The organism is Parasphingorhabdus sp. (assembly GCF_059726685.1).
Genome location: NZ_AP041068.1, coordinates 208,096 through 232,810, shown reverse-complemented (window position 1 = coordinate 232,810; position 24,715 = coordinate 208,096). Strand labels below are relative to the sequence as shown.

The following is a 24,715-nucleotide window of genomic DNA, read 5'->3' as shown; positions in this document are numbered from 1 at the left end:
GATGAGTGAATCACGCGTTTTTCAACTGATTCACCAAGCTATCAAGCTGCAGCTCGCCGTCTCTCGTTTGACCGCCAATATCCAGGAATTGCTGCATCTTTGATCGCGCGTCCGGTGTGCGGATGAGTTGCTGGAAGAGGAATGATTCTTCGGCAAGGCCTTTGTCCGATGGACCCGCGGCATTATTGATCGATTGCTTGGCAAACCTGACTGCTTCGACCGGAAAGCCGGCGATACGCTGTGCCAATGCGCGAACTTTGCCATCAATGTCCTCTGCCGCATAATTTCGGTTCAGATAGCCCCAGCGTTCCGCCGTTTCGGCGTCCAGATCTTCTCCACCCAGGATGACTTCCATCGCCCGTCCATGGCCAACAATTTGTGCAAGATTCTGGGTGCCCGTTCCGCCCGGCAAGATACCGAGCGGTACCTCCATCTGATTGATGATCGTTTTCCCCTGTACGCCAAAGCGCATGTCCATGTTCGATATAATCTCGTTGCCGCCGCCGCCCACGCGTCCTTCCACCTGCGCAATTGTGACTTTGTCCATCGAGCGAAAGCGCTGGCACATGACGTGGAACGGATTGGGATCGGTGCTGCGTTCCGCAGGTCTGTCGACCGGAAAGGACAGGATCAGCTCGACGTCGAAATGCGCCATGAAAAAATCAGGATCGGCACTTTTGAAGAGAATGACGGTAAGATCGGAATCGGCCTCGAGCTCCTCGGCAAGCGCCATCCATTCTTCGAAAAGCTGCTGGGTGATAAGGTTGATGGGTGGATTGGAGATGATGACTTCGCCCAGCCGCCCAGTTTTGGTGACTGACAATAGTTCGTAATCATAAGCCATTTACGTCCCCCCATGAAATCGGGATAGATTAGCGGCGCAATAGAAATACCGCATGCTCGGCGAGCAGATTGGCCAGACCGCGCCCGGTTTGCTTGTCACCGCTCAGGAACCATTGGCCCTCTTGTTTCAATTCGCCATTACGTACCAATGCGCGGAAATCGTCGATCGTTACGTGGTGAATATTTGGCGTATCATACCACGTTTGCGGCAGCAATCGCGTGACCGGCATCCGGCCGCCGATCAACAGTGACATACGCACCCGCCAATGGGCGAAATTGGGGAAGCTGACAAAAGCCTGTTTGCCGATGCGCAGCAGTTCATCGACTATCTGATCCGGCCGGTGGGTGGTCTGCAACGTCTGGCTGAGGATCGCATAGTCGAAACTGGCATCGGGATAGGCTGACAGATCGGTATCGGCATCGCCCTGCACGACCGACAGGCCCTTGCTGACCGCGCTCGCGACATTGGTCGGGTCAATTTCAAGCCCCCGAGCATCGACCTGTTTCTGATCGCGCAAGGCGGCCATTAAGGCACCATCGCCGCAGCCGATGTCGAGTACACGCGCGTTGGGACGGACGTTGTCAGCAATAATCTGCAAATCGGGGCGGAGTTTACTCATACACTTTCCCCCGCCTTCAAAAACCCATCGACAATTCGGTTCATCTCGGGGTTTGCCAACAAGAAACTGTCATGCCCAAAGGCGCTGGACAGTTCGACAAAACTGGCGGCTGCGCCTGCCGCATTCAACGCATGGACGATGGTTCGCGATTCACTGGTCGGATAGAGCCAGTCGGTATCAAAACTGATCAGGCAGAAACGCGTTTTGGATCCCTTGAACGCGTTGGCCAACGTGCCGCCATGGGCCTCGGCCAGGTCAAAATAGTCCATCGCCCGGGTGATATAGAGATAGCTGTTGGCATCAAAACGGTCGACAAAACTGATCCCCTGGTGGCGCAAATAGCTTTCCACCTGAAAATCGGCGTCAAAGCCGAAAGTCTTGCTGTCCCGGTCCTGCAGGCGCCGGCCAAATTTTTCAGTCAGGCCAGCCTCGGAGAGATAGGTGATGTGCGCGGCCATACGGGCCACGGCAAGCCCGCTGCTCGGCGGATCATCATCGGCATAATACGATCCACCACGCCAGCGCGGATCAGCCATGATCGCCTGACGGCCCACTTCGTGAAAGGCAATATTCTGCGCGCTATGGCGGGCGGCCGATGCGATAATCACAGCCGATTTGACCCGCTCGGGATAGAGCGCAGTCCAGCTTATGGCCTGCATTCCACCCATTGACCCGCCGATGACGGCATGAAGCCGTTCAATCCCAAGATGGTCGAGAAGCAGCGCCTGTGCTCGCACCATGTCAGCAATGGTCAGCACCGGAAAGTCCATCCCCCAGGGTTTTTCGGTGGCCGGATTGACTGTTGCGGGTCCGGATGAACCCATGCAGCTGCCAATCACATTGGCGCAAATCACAAAATGCCGCTCCGGGTCGATCGGCTTGCCCGGACCGACCATGCGCGTCCACCAGCCATCCTTTCCGGTAACCGGATGTGTCGAGGCAACATATTGATCACCGGTCAGCGCATGGCAAATCAGGACCGCGTTGCTGGCGTCGGCGTTCAATTCGCCATAGGTTTCATAGGCGAGGTCAACAGGCGCCAGTTCGCCGCCGCTATCCAAAGGCAACGGTCCCAGCAAACGGACCTTTTTGTCGAGCCCAAAACGCGCATCTTCACTCATCGGCGTAGCATTATCAGGCAGGCACAGACTAGCAAGCGTTTATAGGTGCTTAGCGCGGCGGAGATGAATACTGTTGTTGATCGTTCCGGATAGCGCGGGTAAGGCCGGGCCATGATCAAACCAGAGCCCAAATCCTATATCTCGGCGATTCACGCTTATACTCCCGGCAAGGCGAAAGCCGATGACGGGCGCGTGCTCGTCAAGCTTTCCGCCAATGAAAATCCGCTCGGCTGTAGCGCGGATGCCAGCAGCGCGCTTGCGGCGCAGGCAGGCAATGTCGCACGCTATCCCGACCCGGCCAGCCATGCGCTGCGTGCTGCTTTGGCGGATACCTATGGCCTGGAAGCGGACCAGATAGTCTGCGGAACGGGGTCCGATGAGCTGTTGAATCTGGTCGCGGCTGGCTATGCCGGTGTTGGTGACGAGATTATCCACGTCAATTATGGTTTCATGGTCTACGAGATCGCCACCCGCAAGGTCGGCGCAGAAGTTGTGATGGCCCCTGACCACGACTATGGCACCGACGTTGACGGGCTTCTGGCATTGGTGACACCCAAAACGCGTGTTGTCTATCTGGCCAATCCCAACAACCCTACAGGTACGATTACGCCCGACGGTGAGATTGAACGCCTGCATGCTGGTCTGCCGCAAGACGTCGTGCTGGTGCTCGATCAGGCTTATGGCGAATATCTGGATAATGACGGTGCCGCGAGTTTCGATCTGGCGCGGCGGCATGGCAATGTTCTGATTACACGGACTTTTTCCAAAATCTATGGACTTGCTGCAGAGCGCATTGGCTGGGCCTATGGACAGCCGCACCTTATCGATACGCTCAACCGGATCCGTGGGCCATTTAATGTGACCAGCGCTGGTCAGGCGGCAGCCATTGCGGCTCTGGCGGATCAGAAATTTGTTACCCACAGCCGCGAGCATAATGCCAAATGGCGTGAATGGATGACGGGAGAGATAGCGGCCCTGTCCAATCACGGCCTGCGCGCCATTCCATCCGCTGCAAATTTCATCCTGGTAATTTTTGACGGGGCGGTGACCGCGGAAACGGCAGACCGAAAACTGGTCGAGGCCGGCTATGTGGCCCGGAGACTGCCAGCCCAAGGTTTGGGACATGCGCTGCGGATCACCATCGGTACAGAGCAAGAAAATCGCGGTTTCATGGATGCCTTGCGTGCTATATTGGACGCCGCCGACTGATGCTGCCTTTCGCGCACATCACGATTATCGGGCTTGGCCTGATTGGCTCTTCCATAGCCCATGGTGTGAAAGCCAGCATGCCGACCGCTCGCATAACGGGCTATGATGCCGACGCTGCAGTTCGTGCCCGGGTGCAGGAGCTGGGTTTTTGCGATGATGTCGCCGATAGTGCTGGCGCAGCTGTCATCGATGCCGACCTGGTGCTGCTGTGTGTGCCAGTTGGTGCCATGGCGTCAATCGCTGCGGACATGGCGGAAGATCTACCTAAAGATGCCGTGATCAGCGACGTCGGATCGTCCAAGGGCAATGTTATCGCCTCTTTGCAAGCCGCTTTACCGGGAGCGCGGATCATTCCCGCTCACCCCGTTGCCGGCACCGAACATAGCGGACCGGATGCCGGGTTCGCGACACTATTCCACGATCGCTGGTGCATATTGACCCCGCCTGACGACGCACAGGAAGGGGATGTCGAACGCGTGCGCGCTTTTTGGGAGAAATTAGGCGCAAATATCGAGATTATGGACGCCAAGCATCATGATCTGGTTCTCGCGGTCACCAGCCATTTGCCGCATCTTATCGCCTATACGATTGTCGGTACGGCTTCTGATCTTGAGGATGTGACGCGCAGCGAAGTCATCAAATATTCTGCCGGCGGCTTTCGTGATTTCACCCGTATCGCAGCCTCCGATCCGACCATGTGGCGCGATGTGTTCATGTCGAACAAGGATGCGGTTCTTGAGATGCTGCAGCGTTTTTCAGAAGATCTCACCGCCTTGCAGCGCGCTATCCGCTGGGACAAGGGTGACGAGCTGTTCGACCTGTTCACCAAGACCCGTGCCATCCGCCGCCGGATTATCGAAGAGGGTCAGGATGATGCAGCACCGGATTTCGGCCGGAGCCACGAATAGCGGAAACGATTCTGCGGAGCAGGGGACAATTAGTTCGGTTTCCCACCCTCTTTGTTTGAGGTGATGTTCAGGCCCACGACCAGGAATTTTGCTTCTTTTTCTGCCACCGGCCGATGTTCCACGCCCTTGGGAACCGTGAACATATCGCCTTCCTTCAACGTTACATCACCGCTACGCAGACCGATGGTCATTTCGCCGCTGAAAATGATGAAAAGTTCATCCTGATCATCATGTTTGTGCCAGTTGGTCGCGCCGATACCCTTGGCAATCTTGAATTGCTGGCCATTAGCCTCGGTCAGGACCTTTTGCGACCAATATTCCGTCAGCGCGTCAAGCTCTTCAACAATGTTCGATTTCTGCATCTTGCTTCTCTCTTTCGGAGATATGACCATCAACGGATGGCGGTCCACGGCTATGGTTATAGCAGAGACCAGATATTTGATTAATCCCTAAAGCAAATCCTGAAACCCGGGGGCGTCTTGTTGCGGCTTCAATCTATTGGCCATTGAACACGGACCATCAAGGCCTGTATACGAGCTCTTGAATAGGAGGGCGGTGAGATGCACAGAATTGCGACGACATTAATTGCCCTGATCGCTGCGCTTCATCTTTATATTGCATGGTTTGAAATGTTCGCATGGGTGACCCGGGGACCGCAAATATTTTCCGTACTACCTCCTGACCTGTTCGAGCCGACCAAAGCGATGGCTGCCAATCAAGGGTTATATAATGCGTTTTTGGCCACCGGGCTTCTATGGTCGCTGTTGATCAAGGATGAGCATTGGCGATTCAAGGTCGCAACATGCTTCTTGTTATTTGTGACCGTAGCAGGCATTTTTGGCGGGGTGACAGTGTCGCAGAGAATAATATTTGTGCAGACCGTCCCGGCTGTCATTGCATTGTTCTTTGTGTATTTGCGCTATCGAAAGGCGTCTCAATGACGGCCTTCGAGGGTCCGTCTAACGTGCCGCCAAAACATCATCCGCTACAAAGGCGTTGGTTTTCCTCTCATAGCCAAATTGGCTGGTCGGACCATGGCCGGGGATGAAGGTGACGTCATCGCCAAGCGGCCATAATTTTTGGGTAATCGCGTCAATCAAATCCTGATGATTACCACGCGGGAAATCGGTGCGGCCAATTGAACCCTGAAAAATAACGTCACCTACTACGGCCAGTTTGGACGGCTGATGATAAAAAATGACATGACCCGGCGTATGGCCTGGACAATGGATGACATCGAGCACCAAATCGCCCACCGTGACCTGATCACCATCATTCAGCCAGCGATCAGGCTCAAAGCTTTTGGCTTCCATCCCGTACCGTGCGCCGTCGCCATCCAGCTGCTCAATCCAGAAAAGATCGTCCTTGTGCGGGCCTTCAATCGGCAGGCCCAATTCCTCCGCGAGCATCCCAGCCTGTCCGCAATGGTCGAGATGACCATGGGTGATGATGATTTTTTCCAGATCGACGCCATGTTCCGCCACTGCGGCTTTCAACCGCGACAGATCACCGCCCGGATCGCTGAGCGCCGCTTTGTTGGTCTTGGTGCACCAAAGGAGTGTGCAATTTTGCTGGAGCGGCGTGACCGGAATGATCACGGCTTTTAAGGGAGCGTCTGTCATGACAAGCTATTTGGCGGTGTGACCGGCAAGTTGCAAGGTTTGAATGATTCCTCCGTTTTGAATTCGTGATTGTTTGAAGCTATCGTATCGTGCGCCAAAAACCGGTATGTCTGCTAAGGGCGCAAAAGCGGACATTATCAGTTGTTGGAAGTTTGCGTGATTGTCACGGTCAAGAAAGATGCCCTTGAAATAGATGATCACATTTGGCGCAGCAGCTCAATCGCCTCCGGCCGATTGCTTTCAAGAGCAATATTGATCAATGCTAAGTAAACATTGCATCTTTCAACTGACCCCCCAATGCCTTGTAGTGCATTTGATATCTGCTCGGACGAGTATCCGGTCTTAGTTTCAATCTCAGCCAAGGTGCCTACCGGTACTTTGAATGATTGGTTCTGATCGCTTTGATGAAGCCCGAATTTTCGATAAGAAAGTAGCGTCCTGACAATAAGTGCTTTGCTTCTCAGATTTATCTCTTCGGGAAACTCTCCGAAGGCCGATCGACCGGACAGATAATTGTCGCAGGCTCCTGCGTCTTGTTTTGCAAGGATTGCCAACCGTTCAGCAAATATACCCCAATGCTCGCGTAGGTCTTCAACCGTCGAATCCCGGATAGCTTGTTCATAATGGATAGCCAGATCTGATGCGATTAACGCAGATAAGCCATTGATATCTTGATTTCTGCTTTTGCTTTGTTTCCAAAGCGCTTCCATGTGAGCAACCATTTCCGGATTCTCATCCGAAAGTAAACTTGCAGACAGAAGGTTGCCGAATGAAGCTTCTAGAACGATATCAATATCAGAAAACGGCGAGTCCAAAGAGCGATAACCAAATTCAGACTGAAAATCACTTGTAGGCTCCAGCTTTGGATTTGGATCACTAAGATCTCCTATCGAGCGAGCCACAAGATTGAGGAGTATTACTGCTGCCAATCCTATCCCCCAATTCTTAAACCAACCTCCGTCTCGTTGATCTTCCCTAGGTTCGCTAAACTTTAATTTGCTCTCCCAATAAGCAAGTGTTTCAGGTTCAAACACCGCTTCGACAGAGGGATAGCGTCCATGCACTATCGTCAACAATTCTCGCACTTGTTTTACGGGCTCTTTCTGGAAAAATTGTCTTTTCGGTCCTTGTCCTAAAAGTTCCAGATAAGCAGAATGCAAGTGGTGTTCCGGTTCCATCAACTCGGCCAAAATCACATTGCCTTGGTGTCGATTCAATAGATGCGGGATAGCGACATCACGATCCCAATCGGCACCACTTTGACTCCAGCCAAATTGCTCTATCGCAATAGCCAGAAGCATGTCGGAACGAGGAATTGTATATGCCAAAAGGCGTGCTAGGTCATCTTCAAAAGACTGCGAAACCAATATAGGTGACTGTTCAAGCCAAGAAAAAAAACGTTCCGCTTCGGCCATCAAGGCGGATTCTTCTTGTTCAGTCAGAAACTGGTCTTGTTTTCCTTCTGCAGCTAGTATTGCAACGATCCGGTTAAATAGGTCGTCACCGAACTGCCAATCGCTAAACCCGTTCGTGGAATTAGGAGCAGATTCCGCGCCTTCTGCAGCCACGGCAGCCTGTGATGGCGGTTCTTGTTCGCCTTTTGCATATGAATTAGAGGGAACATCCTGGCCTTTTGCAGTCAATTCCAACAATTCAGAATCATCCGCCCGCTCTGTTTGCTGCGTTTGATGTGCCAGATGAAGTGCCCAATCATATGCCTCACGAAGAGCCACGAAGTTTTCAGGTTCGCTATCTGGATCTATTGATTTCAATTTCTTTGCATAAGCGCGTCTAATAGCACGGGTATCATCCGTTGCCGCGATGCCAAGTTCAATCCAAGGATTGTCGGCCATTGTCAGAGATACCTTTCGCCTTCGATTTGATCCAGCTGCTGCTGAACCTCTTCATATGCTGCTTCGATTGCGCGCTGGTCTTGCTTGTCCAGTACTGCTTCGAAACCGGTAATCAACTGCCCTACATGTTCACGCATTTCACCAATGAGTGATTCATACAGCCGCTTGCCACGTGAGATAACTGCGGAATTTCTCGTTTCTTTGCGCGGATGTATCTTTAGTTTCTCTAATATTTCGCGCCGCGATTGCAGTTCGTTATCATCGAGAACGTCCTGGCCAATCAGCATCTGTTTGGTTTGGCCGGTTTCTGGAACGGTTACGTCCACTTCCAACAGACCGCTGACATCATAACTAAATCGGCACTGTATCTCGATTTCGCCTGCCAATTTGGGCGGTACTTTCATGTCAACCATGCCAAGCTTTACATTATCAGCAACGTTCCTGGCTTCGCCTTGATAAATACCGAAAGTAACCTGACGTTGATTATCTTCCAACGTTGAAAATGGACGAACAACACTGCTGGGAATAGGACGATTGCGTTCGATAATTGGGGCAAAAACGCCAAAATGCATACCACCAAATTGATCACGCTCGGTGGTGTCAACTCCCAGAGTAAATGGACAAACATCCGTCATTCTTAATTCTTCCAGGGCGGAATCTTTGGCGCGCAGCCCCGCTTGTACAGCAGCACCAAGTGCCACCGCATGGTCTGGATGCAAGCTATGGTTGGGAAAGCGACCAAACAGGCGGGTTATAACCTTCCGGATTATCGGCATTCGCGTTGCACCGCCTACGAGGATCACTTCTCCCAACATATCAGCACGAAGATTACCGTCCCGGAGTGATCGAAGAATTGGTTCCTTTAGCCGAGTCAACAAAGGTTCAGCATTTTTCTCAAACTCTAACGTGGTGATGATCTCGGAATATTCTTTGCCCTGCCAAACAAACCTAAAAGTAGCCTCATCGGCATCACTCAGCGTGCGGCGAGTGCGCTCACTGGCTTCCATCACAATTGTTTTTAGGGCCGGATCATTCATAGATTCCGAAAAGTCTTCATCAAATTTGTTCATGCCGATAAATGCAATCAGCTCATTAAAATCAATTCCCCCCAAACGAGGATCACCAGATGATGATCGAACTTCAATTATACCCTCAAATATTTCAACGATGGATACATCAAACGTCCCACCGCCCAAATCAAACACCAAAAATGGAGAGTCATCATCCAGCTTATGAATCCCATATCCCAGCGCAGCCGCAGTTGGTTCATTTAGCAATCGACCGACTTTCAACCCAGCCATATCGGCAGCCCGCTGAGTCGCACGTCTTTGTTTGTCATTAAAATATGCAGGGACGGTAATTATAGCTTCATCGATAGTCTCCCCTAGTGCAATTTCCGCGTCCGTTTTGAGACTGTGCAGCAGTCTGGAAGACAAGTCCTCAGGTGTATAGGATCGGCCGGCCAAATTGAATTTGTGTTCAGTGCCTATCAGACGTTTGAAACCGGTTGCTGTGCAATCAGGGTGGGTCGATTGGCGTTCACGAGCGATCATTCCAACAAACAACTCGCCATCTTCGGAAATGCTCACAGCTGAAGGGGTTAAAAGATCGCCCATACTATTGGGTATCAATTCTGATTGACCGTCCCTCCAAACAGCCACTGCGCTGTTAGTGGTGCCCAAATCAATTCCTACTAATGCCATTATTGTGCCCCCACACTAGTCTATTTCTTTATACTGTCAGAATTAGCTGTAACTTCTGTTAGACCAAAGAATTTTAATCAAGCAACAGAAACTTTTATCCTTTCTAATGGGTCAAAGGTTGTTGATCAGCATTCCTAATGTCCGCTTTCGGGATATAGCAGCCACAACGCTAATGTCTGTTATGGGCGCAAAAGCTGACATTGGAATGATCCGTGCAGGGGCTCTTTGGTGTTCTTTTTCATCCTTATCATTTCAATTGGAGAAACCCCGCCTTGAACAGCAGCGCTTTTGCAAGTCTTGCAGCGGTTAGGGCGCAATCGCCATGTCCCTTGTTACCAAACGGTTGAAAGCGTATGCTGATTTTACATGAGGCCATAAAGTGGCTTAACGGGGTACAAGCTGGTGGCATCACATACTGTTTTCCTGAGTTACTCTCGGAAAGATCAAAAAGACGCTCTTTTGATTGTCGAGGCTCTGGAGCAAGCGGGATTTTCCGTTTGGTGGGACGGCTTGCTTGAAGGCGGTGAGCGATTTGCCAATACCACGGAGGCAGAACTGGCAGGCGCTCAGGCGGTCGTGGTCTTGTGGTCAAAGACATCGATCACATCCCACTGGGTTCATGATGAAGCCACGCGCGGGCGCGATAGCGGAAGACTCGTTCCGATCTCTCTGGATGGCAGCGATCCGCCACTGGGCTTTGGGCAGTTTCAGTGCATTGATCTGTCCCGTTCCAAGTCCAAGCCCGACAGCCCCGGAATGCAAAAAATCCTGAAGGCGGTTGCCGCTCTTCATGACGGCGAAGATCAGCCAGATGCGCCGCTCGTATCGTCACCCCCACGGATAGGGCGGAGAAATGTATTGTTGGGCGGCGGTGCGGTTGCATTGCTGGCTGGAGGTTTGTCAGTTTGGCAGAGCGGCATTTTGAGCTCTGGTGATGCAGCCACACCCAGTAGCATTGCAGTATTGCCGTTCGCCAATCTGAGCGGTGATCCTGAACAAGTCTATTTTTCCGATGGCCTAACCTCCGAAATTCGCGCCCAATTGTCCCGCAATCCGTTGCTGCAAATTGTCGGTCAGACATCATCCAATAATTTTCGCGATCATCAAGTCGATGCAAAAACTATCGCGCAGCAACTGGGCGTGTCCTTTTTGCTTGATGGCAATGTGCAAAAGGCGGCAGGCCAATTCAAAATAGCGACCGACCTGATTGATGGACGCACGGGATTGAGCCAATGGACTGAAACCGTTGAGCGGCCAATTGCCGACATATTCAAGGTCCAGTCGGAAATAGCCGCCGCCGTCGCGGCTGCTCTTTCGGTCACGCTAGGCAATGATGCCGATGCCGACCCAGCGAAGCAAACGGGCGGCACAGAAAATATCGCGGCCTTTGATGCCTTCCTTCGAGGTCAGGATCTGTTCGAGCTTCATATAGATGAAACGAGCGAACGCGCGGCTCTGGCAAAATTTGATGAGGCAATTGGCATCGATCCGGAATATGCCGCGCCGCGTGCTGCACGGGCCAGAGTATTAGCTGTCATCGCCAATCAATATGCAAACAGCATCGAGCGTGTGAAGCTATATGACGAGGCGGTGGCCGAGGCGACACGCGCCACCAAAATTGCACCTGAATTTGCTGCGGGATATAATGCCCTGGGATATGGCCTGTTCTATGGGCGTCTGGATGTAAAAGGGGCGCGTACGCCATATGAAAAGGCCTATTCCCTGGCCAAAAGCGACGTTGATGTATTTAGCCGATATGCCATCTATTGCGCGCGAACCGGTCGTTTTGAAGAAGCGTATCGCGTCATCGAACAGACCTCAAAACTTGACCCGCTCAATGCCACGATATTTCGGTCTATGGGCGGCATAAAATATGCAGGTAAGCGATATGATGAAGCTATTCAATCGGCCAGACGTGCGTTGGAAATCAATCCCCAGAGAAATAGCGTGCATGGCGATATCGGGGATTCCTATCTCATGCTTGGCGATCTGGACAAAGCACGGGAAGAGTATGAACTGGAACCCAATAGCCTGATCGCGTTTACCGGGAAAGCGATACTCGATCACCGAGAAGGGAATCAGGCTGGGGCCAAATTGAATTTTGAGAATCTGATTACCGCCCATGGTGACAACGGACTGTACCAGCAAGCCGAAGTGCTGGCGCAATGGGGCAAGGTTGACGAAGCTTTTCAAACATTGGCAGAAGCCAAGAAACTTGGTGACTCAGGCTTGATCTATTTGCTGAACGATCCGTTTCTCGACCCGCTGCGGGATGATCCAAGATTTAATGACTTGCTATTACAGCTTGGGTTTATATGATTTGAGAACAATTTTTGGGGGATGAAAAATGCGTAAGATTTTAGCAACCGGAACAATTACAGCTCTGTCATTGAGCCTTGCGGCCTGCGGCACGCCTGCAGAAGATGCGACGGTAGAAGAGGTGGCCGCAGATGATGCCATGGCGGCTGACGAGGGCGGCGCAGAGGCTTCCAATGATCAAGGAGGGTCAAACGATCAGGGACCAAGTGATCAGGGTTCCAACGATCAAGGTTCCAACGACCAGGGCTCTAATGATCAGGGATCGAATGACCAGGGTTCTAACGACCAATAAGGTAAGATAGACTCGGATTTGAAAGGGCTCGTTAATCGGGCCCTTTTTTATGGTCTAGCGGTGCGTCACGACATCCCCTTCCAGTTGGCTAATGCGTCGTTTTGCTGTGTTTATCCAGTTGGTATATTGAGCCAGATCGACAAATAATGAAGGGTTTTGCTTGCCGTTTTCAATGTCGCCGCACCCGATGCCCCAGACGATTATGCCCACCTGAACTTTCTTCCGGCCAAGCCATCGGATCACCGGGCCACCGCTGTCGTTGGTGCAGCTGAAAGCAGTCTTGCGTCTCTCCGGTGTCCTTGGAGTTTCTGCGCATAGTTTTTTGACCACGACATTACGATAGCCCCTGCGTCCCCGACATTCTGATGATCCCAATATGGCGAGTTCAGCAATTCTGAGCTTTGCCTCATTGGCTTGCCGGCTGCCATCTTCCGCCACCAGCCGGTCATTGCCCCTTACACCTCTTTTGATGACACCAGTATATCCCCAGCCCAGTATCTGTACCCGATCACCCGCGCCAGTTGAGCGGAATCCACGGACGTCACCCGTCAACGAAATAGGTGTTTGCGGTATTCTTCTCGATTTGGGCGTGATCCGCACAAGCGCAATGTCATCCTTGGGATTGCCGGGTCTATATCCCGCATGGACGACGACCGACACGATCCTGTATTTTTCTCCGCCGCGGTCCAGATTCTGAGTTCCTACCAGCACTTCACGCACTTTTAGAACCTTTTTGCCCGCTGTCGGTCCCTTTGCTACGCAATGGGCTGCGGTCAGGACAATATTCTGAGCGATCAACGTACCGCCGCAGCGATGATAGCGCTGAAACGGCTTTTGCTTCCAAAGAAGCTTGCCCCGCGACCCTAATTGTTTGTCGGCCGCGATCTGGGATGCAGTGTAGGTCTGGTTGGAGTAAATCTGAACTTGCCATGGCGCAAACCCATCACCCGCAATTTCTCCGCCGCCCACTGCCTCCGTAGGTGGCCGATAACCGAAATATCTGCTGCGGGTTATGCTCCAGCCCGATTCCGTATCCAAACTGATAACTTTCGGAAGTGTCGGATCATAGACGCCTGTGATGGCTTCGCATAACAACTTCTCCAACAGGCTTGAGCAGGCATTGGGATCAATTGTCCCTGTCCCAGCCGACGCAAAGAGCGCGGGGTTTAGTGGATCGTTCGAGGATATCGTCAGAAAGTCATGGCGGCCCGGGGCCTCGAAGCGGAAACCCTTTTCCCCATAGTCCACATAGAATCTTTGAGCGGGATTGATCGGATTATCGCTAGCGGTCTCGAAAACCCATTGGAGTTCATTGTCGGGTTTGATCATCAGCACATAGACAAATTGTGGCTTTTCGTTACCGCCAAGAACTTCCACCTCCATTGAAAGAGGAATTTCGGTCAGCAGCCTTACGAAGCGTTCCGGTTCAGGGTTTTCGCTCGTCGGTTTATAACGAATGTCTAAAGAGGCTCCGCTCCGGAATGCCGGGCGATTCTCTATCTTTGCCAAGGCTTTACGCCTCTTGATTTTCCGCACTTCGGCGTCGAGATCTGTGGCGAAACTTCCATCATCCAGCCGGCCGACAAAAATGGGCGTGCGGGTATTCAGCCCGTCGGTTGAGGGGCCCTGATCCCATTGCCGATAGGTCTCGCTCGCAGCGTAAAAATCCATGTCGATAAGATAGAAATTGTCTGGCGATTCAGGATCTGCGCTCACCTCATACTCGCTCGGCCAGCCAACCCGGACATGCGGGTTTTCCCGCAATATCCTCTCGATCTCCGGAGCGTTCTCACCCAGTTCTTCACGCAACCCAATGGTGATCTTTCCCGCAGTAAGGTTCGGGTTGTCTTTCGCTATTATGATCGCCGAGGCTGGTGATATCCAGGACATCGCGAGCAGGGCGCAAAGGCCCGCCAGAAACCAGATTTTCAACCGGCCGCCCGTTTCTGCACAGAAGGTGCCTGCTTGCATTCCCATATCACGCCCCCTGGCCACCATAATGGATGTTGCGCAACCCCATCCTCCTTGATGGGTATCACATATTGCAACAGGTTGTAAAATAATAAGAAATTGGAGCGAAGCCCTGCGTCCCGTCGGCTCAGGGCGGTGCTGGCTATCTGTTCAAACAGGGACGGTGATATTCTTCCCGCCGAATACGGCCTGCCAGTTTTCAATTTCTGACGTGACCACTTCGTCGGCAGCATGAACCAGCGCGGTCACGCGGCCATAGTCGAGCGCGCTGTCGGGAGCCTCCAGAAGCAAGCTGGCGCGACTATGTATGGCATCCAGCTTCTCCGCCGTGACCTCGGAAATCGAGGCAAATCTTTCAAAATCGCCAAAATATCTTATGCCGGCCACGGCAGCACCAAAAGTGGGAAAGAATACGCCCAGGACGGTGAAAGTCTTGGAAAGCTTTAGCGCGATTCCACTGTCGATCAGGTTCATCGCTGATGCGCCTTTCAACACCAGATAGATCGCCACTGAAAGCACCGCCAGGCCGAACAGGAATTCGGACAACCGGTCGAGATTATGGTGCACGGCCTTGAGGCGTTTTGATTTATCAGAATGATAATCGCGCTGCTGAACCACATGACATTCCAGAAGGGCGGATAGCGTTGATCGCAAATAGGGGGCAGTGATCTTGGCCCGGGGAAGCCCGATGGTGCGGAGCGATTGGCGGACATACCATTCAGGCCAGGATGTTTCTGTGCCCCGAAGCCATTGCCCCGGTGCCCGCGCCGCGCCGAGTATCAGCAGGAGCGGGCTGTGCCGAAAATATTCCGCCACCCGGCGGGTTTCAAACCAGCGCCCATGCCAGCGATATTTCTGCCCGCGAAAAGTAATGATCACAATCCCCAGCAACAGCAGGAACTCGAACAATGCAAATATCCATTTCTGTTCTGGCGAAACCAGTGGAAGATAGAGAATGCCGCCGACAATTGCGAAGGCTGACAATATGAAATTGACGATCATTCCGCCGCGATAGTGATCCGACAGACGCGACGAGATCCCATCAGCCCAGGCAAAATTCTGCATCGCCATATTGTCTATTTTTTCCGGCAGTTCCGGATCTGAAAAGGGAAGACTTTTCGTCACGTTCAGCAATTGTGCGCCGCTCCCGCTCGCCACCTCATCCGGTTTCTCATAGCGCTGGACCAGTTTTCGGAACGGGTTGCCGCCGCCATCGAACATCGCCTCCACGCGCCGGAAGGCATGGGTCAGACGGGCGCTTTTATCGTGCCACTTTTCATCCAGAAAAGCCGACAGGCCAGCTTCCGGAATATCCTCAGGGCAGACGATATTGCGCACGATTTGCATCAGTGTCTCGCTTCGATCCTGCACATCGCTGTGTTGGGATTGGACCGCAAGAGACTCCGAACTGTACAAGATTGTCCAGTCTTCCGGACTTTGCGGATTCACCCAGATCACCGGTGAGCCGAGGTCCAGCGCCTTGGCCACGGTATAGCCCGTCCCGCCGACATTGGCGGTGCTTTTTCCGTCCCACACGGCGATGATAAGATCGGACTGCTCGATGAGTATCTGTCCGGCAAGAGCGGCGCGACGAGCGCTCTCCTGTTCAAAATCCTGTGCCTTGCCAAAATCATCCGGGGCATCCAGTTTTGCCAGAAACAGAGCGCTTATCTTTTCATCCTGGTCCGCAAGCTCGAATATATGCGCCTGTTCGGATATTGCCCTGATCTCGGCAGCACGCCGATTGGTGGCTGTATCCTCTGCCGGGCCGCCGGTCAGCAAAGCCCGCGCATCGCTGGCATTTTCAGGCAGTGCATTGATCGCCAGATTCAGGTTTCTGCCGAATGGCAGCGGATTGATGACCTCCCAGTCCCGTTTGATGGCGAGATGCGCGGCAACCTGATCAGTTCCGTCAACCAACAGCGTATGAAGCCTTATCGGTGCCGGCGATTCAGGGGCCAACAGCAGAGGCGCAGTTTTGCTTGCCTCTGTAATCACATCCATAATATCGGCCATCACGGCCTCGACCTGTGCGCGATTAGCAGCATAGCCATGATGGGCCTGACGATGACCAGTGACGCCGACACTTACGCGAACCTGTGGAGGGTCGGGTGGCGCAACATCGCTCATGATCCGCTATCTCCGGATCGTATCTGGTGACCGTTTACTCTTCCTGAGGAGACCATATGCGTTCCATCGTGAGGTAGGTAAATGACGCGCTCCAGGCGATCAGGAGTAGACCGGTCAAGGCCTCAATTCCCGCGACAAGCCGCATCGCACCTTCCGGCGTGATATCTCCGATGCCGAGCGTCGTATATGATGCTATCGAAAAATAAAGATAGTCTGCCGCTGTAGAATTATGTGCACCGTTCAGGCTTCCCAGTCCGGTTACGGCCATTATCCAAAAGGCAATCGCGAACAAGACGATCTCGACCAAGTGGGTTACGAAGATCACCGTCATGACGATTAAAATGGGGTAGCGTATATTGTCCTGCAATTGCGGAATTTCTCGTGACGCTTTGCGTAAAACCTTAAAGTGCAGATAAAGACACATCGCGATCAACAGCGCCGAGACGACAAGAGGAACAAAGAGCTCTTTCATGATAACGGCATTGATTCATATGGAGTTTTTGTCAAGCGCGCTGAAAACGCGGCGATTTGAACTGAGTATCTTTGGAAAGCACGTGGCTACTGATCATGATGTGGATACTATAGGCATCTAATGTCCGCTTTCGGGATGAAGCGGACTAGTGAAAGGACCCACTACCCGTGGCCCGATCACCCCTTACTCTTCATCATTTGGATAAGTTGCTGACCAGTTCTGCAGCCAGCGCGGTTCGGCCTGCATGACGACATCTTCCTTGATGGCGTAAACCCGGGGATAGAAGCCTGTACTGTCCAGTTCTCCATTTTTGATCCTGACCAGTTGATCGCGGAGGATTTCGATATCTGCACGAGACTTTATGGGTAACTGGCCATCGTCTCCCGCATGGGCACCGCGCAAGGCGATATCGGGATTGTCGGCTGTGGCCCGGATGATTTTCCGCGCGGATTGCAGATAATCTCCCATGCTGGCGCCGGGATAATAAGCGGAAATATTACCGGCTGACATAAAATCACCGGTAAACATCATGTTATTTGCGTTATCCAACAGGGATATCGAATTGTCGGTATGGCCAGGTGTATATATCAGGGTCAGCTTGCGGTCTCCAAGATCGATTTCCGATCCCGGTTGGACCCATTCGTCAATTTTCCAAGCGGTTGGTTCCAGCCCTTCCGCAACGCCCAAATGTTCGCCCCAGCTGGGTTTGAACATGTCTCCTGTTGCACGTTCCCGCAAATGGGGGAGGTCGACAAGCGCGATGCGTTCGTAACTGCCTTGTCCGGTATGGTCATAGTGCAGATGTGAAGGAATGAAGGTTACCGGCAAGTCAGTGAGTTGCTCCACTATCGGCCGGATGTCATAAAAACCCACGCCTGCATCCAGCAACAACGCACGGTTCGTTCCGGCGATGAGATAGTTGACGTTCTTTGGCCAGGAATAGGGTTCGGCAACAGCAAAAGTGCGTTCATCCAGTTGCACGACATAAAAATAGGCATCCTGTCCAACGGGTTTGCCATTGGCCGGAAGACTGGCTTCTTCAGATGGCAATATCCGCTCACCCGATGTAGCGAGTGGAACCAGAATTCGGTGGCGTTGCCAGATGCCGACAACAAGCAGCAATACGACAATAACTAACGCGATTCCGATTTTCTTTGCCATCGCAGTCTCCTTGGAGCTTTGGATCACTTATTCCGATCGCGACGTCAATGTCTGCTTTCAGGATCACCCCGCCTTTGGCCAGCCCTCACAACCGCCGCCCGGTCCAAACAACCCGGCCGATGATATTCACCTCTTGTGGTTCCACATCATCCCAGTCAGGATAGCGATCATTGTCGCTACGGATCGACAATTTTCCGGAGGGGCGCAGGGCAAGCCGCTTTACCAGCAATACGTCATCCATGCGCAGGACATAGATTCCGTCTCGTAACGGTCGTTCAGCGGCGCTGTGATCGACCATGATATCGTCGCCGTCGCACAAAGTCGGGTCCATGGAATCGCCGTCCACCGAGATAAGCGATAATTTGTCCGGGGCGCTGCCGAGCTGTTTAAGCCATTTTGCACCAAAGGCCATGCTATCTTGCGGCGCTTCATCATCCGCCAGCGATCCGGGACCGGCAGATGCGCCCAGTTGGAGTTGTCGGATTCGCACCATATTAGCCGTGTCATTTTTCAGCGGACTGAAGTTGTTTTTGGAAGCAGCAGCGGTTGCGCCCAGATATTGCTCGTCGACGGCATAAAACTCCGCCAGTTTCCGGCGATCATCCTCGTCCAGTTTGCGCGGCGTACCGCGCTTTATATATTGCTGGATGTAGGCCGGGTTCTTACCCAGCATCCGTGACAACGACGAAAAATCATCGCCATTTTGCCGGATCAACTGCTCCAGATTAGCACGTGGATCGCCACTGGATATGGGTTTTGCTTGAGCCATCACCGGGACTTATCCGTTTTGGCCGAAAATGGCAATAGGAAATATCCTAGACATGTAGGAAATTACATTTCAAATAGGATTTTACCTATCCTTGATCGAGTCGGCGGCGCTGATGAGCAGGATGGGACAGCCAGTTCCAACCGGAGAGAAGCAATGCATTTGTTACGCGAAATCGAAAAATTCATGCGGGAAACCGACATGCCTTGGACCAAATTCGGCCGGCTGTCAGTCCGTGATCCCCGCTTTGTGGAGGACTTGCGCAATGGTCGTCAACCCGGCGAAAAAATTTCGCGGCGTGCGGAACATTTCATGAACAATTGGAGAAATGACCATGCTGCATGAGTCAAATGGATCGAGGAAATTGCTTATCAAACAACGTAGCGATATCGGGGCGCTGCTGGTTGACCAGATTCAATCCCGGATCGGTTCCGACTACAGGGTGAAGATCATACGAGAACGCCCGTGGGCCAGCATTACCTTTTCCGGAACACGGCACAATATCAGTATCACCGGCTCTGTTTCCAATGATATCGAATTTCTCTCCTCATTTGCCACCCAGCTCCAGGAATATAACTTTCACTTACCCGGCCATTTTGTCGCCGATTTGGTGGCGAATATTCCCTATATGCCGCCCCCGGATCATCTTGCACTCGAAATACTGACGATCAAAGACCATGTCGCAAGCTATGACCGGTCGGTCTAGCGCCAGACAGCTTAAGACGGCTCAGCGCTGCGCAGTCATCTTCTCCAGCGTACCCAAAGCCGCTTTCAACGCAGCGTCCATATCCGCTTGACGAACGGCCGCCATGTCTTGCGGTGATTTCTCTACCTCTGAGAGCGGTGGTGATGCCATTACGGGCGCTTCACTGATCGGGCCGGCAGCCGGCTGCGTTTCAACTGTCGGTTGTGTTGACGTCATTTGAGATGACGTCATGACGGTTTCAGCTGGAGCGGGGGTCGCCGCAAAAGTTCCGGCCTCCAACTGCTTGAGACGGCGTAGCCCGGCCTCAAGGCGATCAGTCAACTCGGCAATATTCAAATCCGACAAATCTTCTGCCGGAGGCTGCGCAGCTTCTGCTGGGGCCGCCACGGGCTGCTCCACCGCAGTTTCTTCTGTAACTGCTTGCGGGGTTTCGGCCACGGTTTCGGTCGGGTTGAATGGAATGTCAGCCAGTACCGGCTCTGCTGGTTCTGCTTCTTCAAAAGGCTGGATCGCTTCTGGCAGGGGCGATGGTGCCTCGGCTTCGGCAAATATCGGAGGGCGTTCTGGCGCATCGGCCTCGCTATCGACTTTCCGCAATTGCGGCAAATCGGCAAGGTCCATCACTCTGGCCTTGTTCTTCTTCGGCTTTTTCAGAAACTTGGTCAGCGATTTTGCGTCGAATTTCGGCAGGCTGAACCGGCCCTTCTTGGCACTCGCCTCTTCTTCCAGGTCCAGTTCAATCGGACTGGCGGCATTAATTTGTTCTCGAAGTGCAACGCCCATGTCAGAGCTCCCTTTGCGATTTAGAAAGAAATATATGGCTGATGCGGAGACCAGACCTGCCATGACGGCGATCAGCCCGCGTGCGGTATTGCCCAGCGGCGGTGCTGCTGCCGGAAGGATTTCGGAAAGTCCGGTCGCACCGATAGCGCTTTCCAGATAGACGTGCGGCAGCGTGACAACGACCAGCGCGGCACCAACGCCTGCTGCAATCGCCATTACCGGCTCTTTGAACCGTGCCAGTTTCTGATCCGTGTCTTCCACGCTGTTCTCCGCCATCTCAGGCCGCCCGCTCATAGGATTTATGCGCGATCAACCTTTGGTAAACAGGTTTGTAACGCAAAATGTTTGACGACCAGTTACGATCTGCCTCAACAAATTTTCGTGCTGTCTCAATGGTTTGTGGCCAGAGGGCACGATTTTTCAGCAATTTGTCCAGTTTTTGGGCGATTTTTTCCGGTGAACCGGCCGGAAACAGGGTCCCGGTGACGCCATCCTCAATCAACTCGCGATGGCCGCCAATGTCCGATGCTGCAACCATCCGTCCCTGCGCCATTGCTTCCAAGGGTTTGAGCGGTGTTACCAGTTCGGTCAGCCGCATCGATTTGCGCGGATAGACCATAACATCCATCAGGCCGTAATAACGCTCCACCTCTTCATGCGGCACCCGACCGGTAAAGGTAATTGCTCCGCTTGCGGATGAAGCGTCTACCTGCTCTTTGAGCGCTTGTTCCATGGGACCACCACCGACCAGCAACAAGTGTGCATCTGGAGACAGTTTTTTGAGTGACGGCATGGCGGCAACAAGGTCATCCAGCCCCTCATAATCATAAAAGCTGCCAATAAAGCCCAGCACGGATTTGCCCTTCAGCCCCAATTTGCTGCGCAATTCTTCGTCCGGAGTGCGCGGTTTGCCGAACAGGGCCATATCCACGCCATTAGGCGAAACGGTTATTTTCTCATTGGCAACACCGCGCGCGACCAGATCTGATTTCAGTCCCTCACAAATCACCGCCACGGCATCGGCACCATTTACGACATGGTTTTCAAGCTGCCGCGTCAGCCAATAGCGCGGACTAGCCTCACGGCCCGTCCCGTTACCGACCGCGGCATCTTCCCAGAATGCTCTGATCTCATAGAGCAACGGTAGCCCCGTCTTTTGGGCCACCCGCAAAGCGGCCAATCCATTTAGCGCTGGGCTGTGGGCATGCAGGACATCCGGCCGCCACTCCTGAACCACCTGAGAAATCCGGTCGGAAAAGACCGATATCTCGCGCCACTCACGCACCGGAGATGGACCTTGCACATCCGTCAGAGTGCGAAAGAAATCCAGCCCGTCGGCTTGTTCTAGAGGTGTTTTCGCCTCAAACCCGTGCTGGTCCTGGCGCACGCCGGTCACGCCGGCGACTTGCAGGCCGCTCGCAATCTGGGCCTTCATGATCGCCCGGGTGCGAAAGCAATATCCGCTGTGCAGGGGCAGGCTATGGTCCAATATGTGCAAGATGCGTGTCATCGCACAAGTCCTTGCCTGAAAAGGATTAACGTCCCGTCAACCCAAAGCCTGTATCGCGTGCAGATGTAGATATGAATCTGATGCGTTAGTTGAGGCCGCCAAACTCCATATGATCGATAATTTTTCCATCGCTCTGACGCACGGGTTGCTGTTGATTGCAGTATGGCGGCTGATTCACCGCCCGGACCTCGACCATGAGGACCCGCCTGAACCCGACGCAGAGCCCGAGGGCTTTCACGCCGCCAGAAACCAGTCGCAAAGCCCATCCGATGCGTGATCTGGTCTTTGTCGCCTATCTGCTCGCCCTGCTCTTTCTGGCGTTCAAGCGGCCGTTCATCTTCACTTTGGTCTATGCCTATATCGACATTGTCGCACCCCAGCGGCTGAGCTATTTTCTGCTCAATTCCGTGCCGCTTTCGCTGATCGTGTTCGGCATGGCGTTTCTCGGGTTCATGGTGGCTGATGACAAGAAAGACGTCCGCTTTTCGGTGCGGCAGGGCGCGATGGTCATTCTGCTTATCTATTGCGGTTATACCAGTTTTCAGGGCGCTTTGCCGGAAGATGCGATGGAAAAATGGGACTGGGTCTGGAAGGCCCTGGTTTTTGCCATTTTCCTGCCGCTTACGCTCAGAACCAAGCTGCGTATCGAGGCGCTGACCCTGTTCATGGTGCTCTGTGCCGCGACACTCATCATCACCGGCGGTATCAAGACACTGGGTTCGGGCGGCGGTTATGGTGCACTGGTGCTGCTGATTGACGACAATGCCGGGCTTTACGAAGGCTCGATCATCTCGATGGTGGCGATTGCCATCATTCCGCTGATGCTCTGGCTTTCCAGACATGGCACGATCTTTCCTCCTGACTGGCGGGTCAAATATTTCACTATGGCGCTGGTCTTTGCGGCGCTGCTGATCCCCGTGGGCACACAGGCGCGCACCGGGCTGGTGTGTATTGCCGTGCTGGCGGTGTTGCAGCTGCGCTTCGTCAAATACCGGTTCCTCTACGCCGGGCTGGCGGTGACCGTCGGTTTGATGGCGATCCCTTTCCTGCCGCAAAGTTTTTCCGAGCGCATGGGTACGATCCAGAATTATAAGGCCGATGAGTCCGCCTCGACCCGCATCGCTGTGTGGGAGTGGACAATTGAATATGCCAATGCCAATCCGATGGGCGGCGGGTTCAACGTCTACCGGCTTAACAAGCTGCGTTATGAACTGGCGCCCGACAAAAAAGCCGACGAGCCGGAACAGGAGTATGACTACGAGCTGGAGGATCAGGGCCCGATTGAAGTGGTCGATGAAGCCCGCGCCTTCCACAGCAGCTATTTCGAAATGCTCGGTGAACAGGGCTATCCCGGTCTGGCCCTGTGGCTGTTCATTCACATAGGCGGAATCTGGCGCATGGAGGTGCTACGAAGGCGCTATCGCAAGACGACCAAGGAAAGCGAGATGTGGGTCGCCCCGCTCGCCATCGCGCTGGAAAATGCGCATATCATCTACATGGTCGGCTCGCTTTTCGTAGGCGTCGCGTTCCAGCCGTTCGTCTATATGCTGGTTGCCCTGCAAATCGGTCTCGATACTTACCTTACTCGCCGCTCGCAGGAAGCGAAATGGAACCCGATTGCGAAGCGTGTTCCGGCCGGCAACTGGTCGCAAGCTGCCTCCTGATCTCTGGCCGATCATATCCACCACCACAAAGCAGATGACAGGCGCGCCCCGTCCGCTACGATCATCATATGACATTGCCCGCCGCTCCCCTTTCTGTGTCCGCCAGTGCCGAGCGCTGGCCGGTCAACGGGTCTTTCGTCATAAGCCGCGGGGCCAAGACCCATGTTGATGTCGTCATCTGTACGGTCAGCGACGGGACGCATCAGGGTGTCGGCGAGGCTACCCCGATCTATTATGAGGGCGAAACCGCAGAAAACTGCGTCGCTGCCATAGAAGACTTCGCCAGCGCCTATCCCCAGTTTGACCGGCTCACCCTGCTTGAACACATGCCAAGAGGTGCGGCCCGTAATGCGCTGGACTGTGCGCTTTGGGATCTGGAATGTCGGGAACTTGACCAGCCGCTGTGGCTTCATGCCTCTCTGCCGGAACCCGGGCCGTTGACCACCGCCTTCACCATCTCGCTGGGTGATCCGGCACAGATGGAGGTCGATGCCCGCGCGGCCGCCGATACCCATAACCTGCTCAAGCTCAAGCTATCTGGCAGCGACGACCACGCCCGTGTTGCCGCCGTTCATCGCGGTGCGCCAGATGCCCGCCTGATTGTGGATGCTAATGAAAGCTGGAACGATCTTGATATCGGCGCGGAGGCCGCAGCCTTGGCCCAATGGGGCGTCGAGTTGATCGAACAGCCGGTCAGTGCCGGACGCGACGACCTGCTCGCCGGTCTTCGCTCGCCGATACCGCTCTGCGCCGATGAAAGCTGCCACACCAGCGCCGACATTCCAGCGCTTGCGCCCTACTATCAAGGCGTAAATATCAAGCTCGACAAGGCCGGCGGCTTGACCGAGGCGATACGCATCGCCGATGCCGCAGAGCAGGCGGGGCTGAAACTAATGGTCGGCTGCATGCTCTCAACCTCGCTCGCCATTCGTCCGGCCTTTGCGCTGGCGCAGCGGGCTGACTGGGTGGATCTCGACGGACCGCTGCTGCTTGCGCAGGACCGAGCCGACGCCATGCATTTTGCGGGCGGAGAGGTGATGTTGGGGCCCTGAACCGGGCTAA

At 53.6% G+C, this 24,715-nt stretch carries 23 protein-coding genes; 9 read left to right on the top strand and 14 right to left on the bottom strand.

Translation table 11 applies throughout. The features are described 5' to 3' along the window. Positions 1 to 10: 10 nt before the first annotated feature. Genes AC6I9Z_RS01150 through metX form a run of 3 tightly spaced genes read right to left on the bottom strand, consistent with a single transcriptional unit; the run spans position 11 to position 2,584 of the window. Positions 11 to 844: an enoyl-CoA hydratase/isomerase family protein gene (locus tag AC6I9Z_RS01150; protein ID WP_461457782.1), complete on the bottom strand. Its 834-nt coding sequence runs from the start codon at positions 842 to 844 to the stop codon at positions 11 to 13. Between the two features lie 28 nt (positions 845 to 872). Further along, a complete protein-coding gene (gene metW, locus AC6I9Z_RS01145) occupies positions 873 to 1,463 on the bottom strand; it encodes a methionine biosynthesis protein MetW (RefSeq protein WP_461457784.1) in 591 nt (196 codons plus the stop codon). Beyond that, entirely contained in the window at positions 1,460 to 2,584 is a 1,125-nt protein-coding gene (gene metX / locus AC6I9Z_RS01140) for a homoserine O-acetyltransferase MetX (RefSeq protein WP_461457785.1), read from the bottom strand. The genes metW and metX overlap by 4 nt, the downstream gene beginning before the upstream one ends. 111 nt (positions 2,585 to 2,695) lie before the next feature. Between metX and hisC the strand changes: the two genes are divergently transcribed. Both hisC and AC6I9Z_RS01130 read left to right on the top strand, forming a co-directional pair. Further along, positions 2,696 to 3,793, top strand: a complete 1,098-nt coding sequence (gene hisC, locus AC6I9Z_RS01135; protein WP_461457787.1) for a histidinol-phosphate transaminase — start codon at positions 2,696 to 2,698, stop codon at positions 3,791 to 3,793. Continuing rightward, positions 3,793 to 4,701, top strand: a complete 909-nt coding sequence (locus AC6I9Z_RS01130; protein ID WP_461457789.1) for a prephenate/arogenate dehydrogenase family protein — start codon at positions 3,793 to 3,795, stop codon at positions 4,699 to 4,701. The genes hisC and AC6I9Z_RS01130 overlap by 1 nt, the downstream gene beginning before the upstream one ends. A gap of 29 nt (positions 4,702 to 4,730) precedes the next feature. On the opposite strand, the gene AC6I9Z_RS01125 is transcribed toward AC6I9Z_RS01130, so the two are convergent. Beyond that, positions 4,731 to 5,063: a cupin domain-containing protein gene (locus AC6I9Z_RS01125; protein WP_461457791.1), complete on the bottom strand. Its 333-nt coding sequence runs from the start codon at positions 5,061 to 5,063 to the stop codon at positions 4,731 to 4,733. Positions 5,064 to 5,261: 198 nt separating this feature from the next. On the opposite strand from AC6I9Z_RS01125, the gene AC6I9Z_RS01120 reads away from it, so the two are divergent. Then, entirely contained in the window at positions 5,262 to 5,642 is a 381-nt protein-coding gene (locus AC6I9Z_RS01120) for a DUF1304 domain-containing protein (RefSeq protein WP_461457792.1), read from the top strand. A gap of 18 nt (positions 5,643 to 5,660) precedes the next feature. On the opposite strand, the gene AC6I9Z_RS01115 is transcribed toward AC6I9Z_RS01120, so the two are convergent. From AC6I9Z_RS01115 to AC6I9Z_RS01105, 3 genes are all read right to left on the bottom strand, one after another. Next, entirely contained in the window at positions 5,661 to 6,323 is a 663-nt protein-coding gene (locus AC6I9Z_RS01115; RefSeq protein ID WP_348303221.1) for an MBL fold metallo-hydrolase, read from the bottom strand. Between the two features lie 197 nt (positions 6,324 to 6,520). Continuing rightward, positions 6,521 to 8,176, bottom strand: coding sequence for a hypothetical protein (locus AC6I9Z_RS01110; RefSeq protein WP_461457795.1), 1,656 nt, complete (start codon positions 8,174 to 8,176; stop codon positions 6,521 to 6,523). Positions 8,177 to 8,178: 2 nt separating this feature from the next. Beyond that, positions 8,179 to 9,879 (bottom strand): Hsp70 family protein, encoded by a 1,701-nt coding sequence (locus AC6I9Z_RS01105; RefSeq protein WP_461457797.1) that lies wholly within the window; start codon positions 9,877 to 9,879, stop codon positions 8,179 to 8,181. Positions 9,880 to 10,281: 402 nt separating this feature from the next. Between AC6I9Z_RS01105 and AC6I9Z_RS01100 the strand changes: the two genes are divergently transcribed. Both AC6I9Z_RS01100 and AC6I9Z_RS01095 read left to right on the top strand, forming a co-directional pair. Beyond that, the gene (locus tag AC6I9Z_RS01100) at positions 10,282 to 12,198 is read left to right on the top strand and encodes a TIR domain-containing protein (protein ID WP_461457799.1); all 1,917 of its coding nucleotides are present in this window, start codon (positions 10,282 to 10,284) and stop codon (positions 12,196 to 12,198) included. A 28-nt stretch (positions 12,199 to 12,226) separates the two neighbouring features. Then, positions 12,227 to 12,490: a hypothetical protein gene (locus AC6I9Z_RS01095; RefSeq protein ID WP_461457801.1), complete on the top strand. Its 264-nt coding sequence runs from the start codon at positions 12,227 to 12,229 to the stop codon at positions 12,488 to 12,490. Between the two features lie 54 nt (positions 12,491 to 12,544). Here the strand turns inward: AC6I9Z_RS01095 and AC6I9Z_RS01090 are convergent, their stop codons facing one another. From AC6I9Z_RS01090 to AC6I9Z_RS01070, 5 genes are all read right to left on the bottom strand, one after another. Further along, positions 12,545 to 14,467, bottom strand: a complete 1,923-nt coding sequence (locus AC6I9Z_RS01090; RefSeq protein WP_461457803.1) for a S1 family peptidase — start codon at positions 14,465 to 14,467, stop codon at positions 12,545 to 12,547. 144 nt (positions 14,468 to 14,611) lie between these two features. Then, the gene (locus tag AC6I9Z_RS01085) at positions 14,612 to 16,591 is read right to left on the bottom strand and encodes a hypothetical protein (protein ID WP_461457805.1); all 1,980 of its coding nucleotides are present in this window, start codon (positions 16,589 to 16,591) and stop codon (positions 14,612 to 14,614) included. A gap of 34 nt (positions 16,592 to 16,625) precedes the next feature. Then, the gene (locus tag AC6I9Z_RS01080; RefSeq protein ID WP_461457807.1) at positions 16,626 to 17,063 is read right to left on the bottom strand and encodes an ion channel; all 438 of its coding nucleotides are present in this window, start codon (positions 17,061 to 17,063) and stop codon (positions 16,626 to 16,628) included. A 183-nt stretch (positions 17,064 to 17,246) separates the two neighbouring features. After that, the gene (locus AC6I9Z_RS01075) at positions 17,247 to 18,224 is read right to left on the bottom strand and encodes an MBL fold metallo-hydrolase (RefSeq protein WP_461457808.1); all 978 of its coding nucleotides are present in this window, start codon (positions 18,222 to 18,224) and stop codon (positions 17,247 to 17,249) included. A gap of 85 nt (positions 18,225 to 18,309) precedes the next feature. Further along, a complete protein-coding gene (locus AC6I9Z_RS01070; protein ID WP_109354363.1) occupies positions 18,310 to 18,993 on the bottom strand; it encodes a S24 family peptidase in 684 nt (227 codons plus the stop codon). Between the two features lie 153 nt (positions 18,994 to 19,146). Here AC6I9Z_RS01070 and AC6I9Z_RS01065 point away from each other — a divergent pair, with 153 nt between their 5' ends. Then, on the top strand, positions 19,147 to 19,335 hold the full coding sequence (locus AC6I9Z_RS01065) for a hypothetical protein (protein ID WP_109354362.1): 189 nt from the start codon (positions 19,147 to 19,149) through the stop codon (positions 19,333 to 19,335). After that, positions 19,325 to 19,696, top strand: coding sequence for a hypothetical protein (locus tag AC6I9Z_RS01060; protein WP_461457811.1), 372 nt, complete (start codon positions 19,325 to 19,327; stop codon positions 19,694 to 19,696). Before AC6I9Z_RS01065 ends, AC6I9Z_RS01060 begins: the two co-directional genes overlap by 11 nt. Before the next feature lie 21 nt (positions 19,697 to 19,717). Here the strand turns inward: AC6I9Z_RS01060 and AC6I9Z_RS01055 are convergent, their stop codons facing one another. Next, positions 19,718 to 20,755, bottom strand: a complete 1,038-nt coding sequence (locus AC6I9Z_RS01055; protein WP_461457813.1) for a hypothetical protein — start codon at positions 20,753 to 20,755, stop codon at positions 19,718 to 19,720. A gap of 1 nt (position 20,756) precedes the next feature. After that, on the bottom strand, positions 20,757 to 21,989 hold the full coding sequence (locus AC6I9Z_RS01050) for a TIGR04063 family PEP-CTERM/XrtA system glycosyltransferase (protein WP_461457815.1): 1,233 nt from the start codon (positions 21,987 to 21,989) through the stop codon (positions 20,757 to 20,759). Positions 21,990 to 22,258: 269 nt separating this feature from the next. Between AC6I9Z_RS01050 and AC6I9Z_RS01045 the strand changes: the two genes are divergently transcribed. Both AC6I9Z_RS01045 and dgcA read left to right on the top strand, forming a co-directional pair. Further along, positions 22,259 to 23,653, top strand: a complete 1,395-nt coding sequence (locus AC6I9Z_RS01045) for a putative O-glycosylation ligase, exosortase A system-associated (RefSeq protein ID WP_461458237.1) — start codon at positions 22,259 to 22,261, stop codon at positions 23,651 to 23,653. Positions 23,654 to 23,721: 68 nt separating this feature from the next. Further along, on the top strand, positions 23,722 to 24,705 hold the full coding sequence (dgcA, locus tag AC6I9Z_RS01040) for an N-acetyl-D-Glu racemase DgcA (protein WP_461457817.1): 984 nt from the start codon (positions 23,722 to 23,724) through the stop codon (positions 24,703 to 24,705). Positions 24,706 to 24,715 lie beyond the last annotated feature (10 nt).

Coding starts and splice junctions, on each gene's coding strand:
- AC6I9Z_RS01065 (WP_109354362.1), top strand. CDS start 19,147: ATGCATTTGTTACGCGAAATCGAAAAATTCATGCGGGAAACCGACATG.
- AC6I9Z_RS01075 (WP_461457808.1), bottom strand. CDS start 18,224: ATGGCAAAGAAAATCGGAATCGCGTTAGTTATTGTCGTATTGCTGCTT.
- AC6I9Z_RS01060 (WP_461457811.1), top strand. CDS start 19,325: ATGCTGCATGAGTCAAATGGATCGAGGAAATTGCTTATCAAACAACGT.
- AC6I9Z_RS01045 (WP_461458237.1), top strand. CDS start 22,259: ATGCGTGATCTGGTCTTTGTCGCCTATCTGCTCGCCCTGCTCTTTCTG.
- AC6I9Z_RS01110 (WP_461457795.1), bottom strand. CDS start 8,176: ATGGCCGACAATCCTTGGATTGAACTTGGCATCGCGGCAACGGATGAT.
- AC6I9Z_RS01080 (WP_461457807.1), bottom strand. CDS start 17,063: ATGAAAGAGCTCTTTGTTCCTCTTGTCGTCTCGGCGCTGTTGATCGCG.
- metW (WP_461457784.1), bottom strand. CDS start 1,463: ATGAGTAAACTCCGCCCCGATTTGCAGATTATTGCTGACAACGTCCGT.
- AC6I9Z_RS01085 (WP_461457805.1), bottom strand. CDS start 16,591: ATGAGCGATGTTGCGCCACCCGACCCTCCACAGGTTCGCGTAAGTGTC.
- AC6I9Z_RS01070 (WP_109354363.1), bottom strand. CDS start 18,993: ATGGCTCAAGCAAAACCCATATCCAGTGGCGATCCACGTGCTAATCTG.
- AC6I9Z_RS01095 (WP_461457801.1), top strand. CDS start 12,227: ATGCGTAAGATTTTAGCAACCGGAACAATTACAGCTCTGTCATTGAGC.
- AC6I9Z_RS01050 (WP_461457815.1), bottom strand. CDS start 21,989: ATGACACGCATCTTGCACATATTGGACCATAGCCTGCCCCTGCACAGC.
- AC6I9Z_RS01125 (WP_461457791.1), bottom strand. CDS start 5,063: ATGCAGAAATCGAACATTGTTGAAGAGCTTGACGCGCTGACGGAATAT.
- AC6I9Z_RS01130 (WP_461457789.1), top strand. CDS start 3,793: ATGCTGCCTTTCGCGCACATCACGATTATCGGGCTTGGCCTGATTGGC.
- AC6I9Z_RS01150 (WP_461457782.1), bottom strand. CDS start 844: ATGGCTTATGATTACGAACTATTGTCAGTCACCAAAACTGGGCGGCTG.
- AC6I9Z_RS01115 (WP_348303221.1), bottom strand. CDS start 6,323: ATGACAGACGCTCCCTTAAAAGCCGTGATCATTCCGGTCACGCCGCTC.
- AC6I9Z_RS01120 (WP_461457792.1), top strand. CDS start 5,262: ATGCACAGAATTGCGACGACATTAATTGCCCTGATCGCTGCGCTTCAT.
- dgcA (WP_461457817.1), top strand. CDS start 23,722: ATGACATTGCCCGCCGCTCCCCTTTCTGTGTCCGCCAGTGCCGAGCGC.
- AC6I9Z_RS01105 (WP_461457797.1), bottom strand. CDS start 9,879: ATGGCATTAGTAGGAATTGATTTGGGCACCACTAACAGCGCAGTGGCT.
- metX (WP_461457785.1), bottom strand. CDS start 2,584: ATGAGTGAAGATGCGCGTTTTGGGCTCGACAAAAAGGTCCGTTTGCTG.
- AC6I9Z_RS01055 (WP_461457813.1), bottom strand. CDS start 20,755: ATGGCGGAGAACAGCGTGGAAGACACGGATCAGAAACTGGCACGGTTC.
- AC6I9Z_RS01090 (WP_461457803.1), bottom strand. CDS start 14,467: ATGGGAATGCAAGCAGGCACCTTCTGTGCAGAAACGGGCGGCCGGTTG.
- hisC (WP_461457787.1), top strand. CDS start 2,696: ATGATCAAACCAGAGCCCAAATCCTATATCTCGGCGATTCACGCTTAT.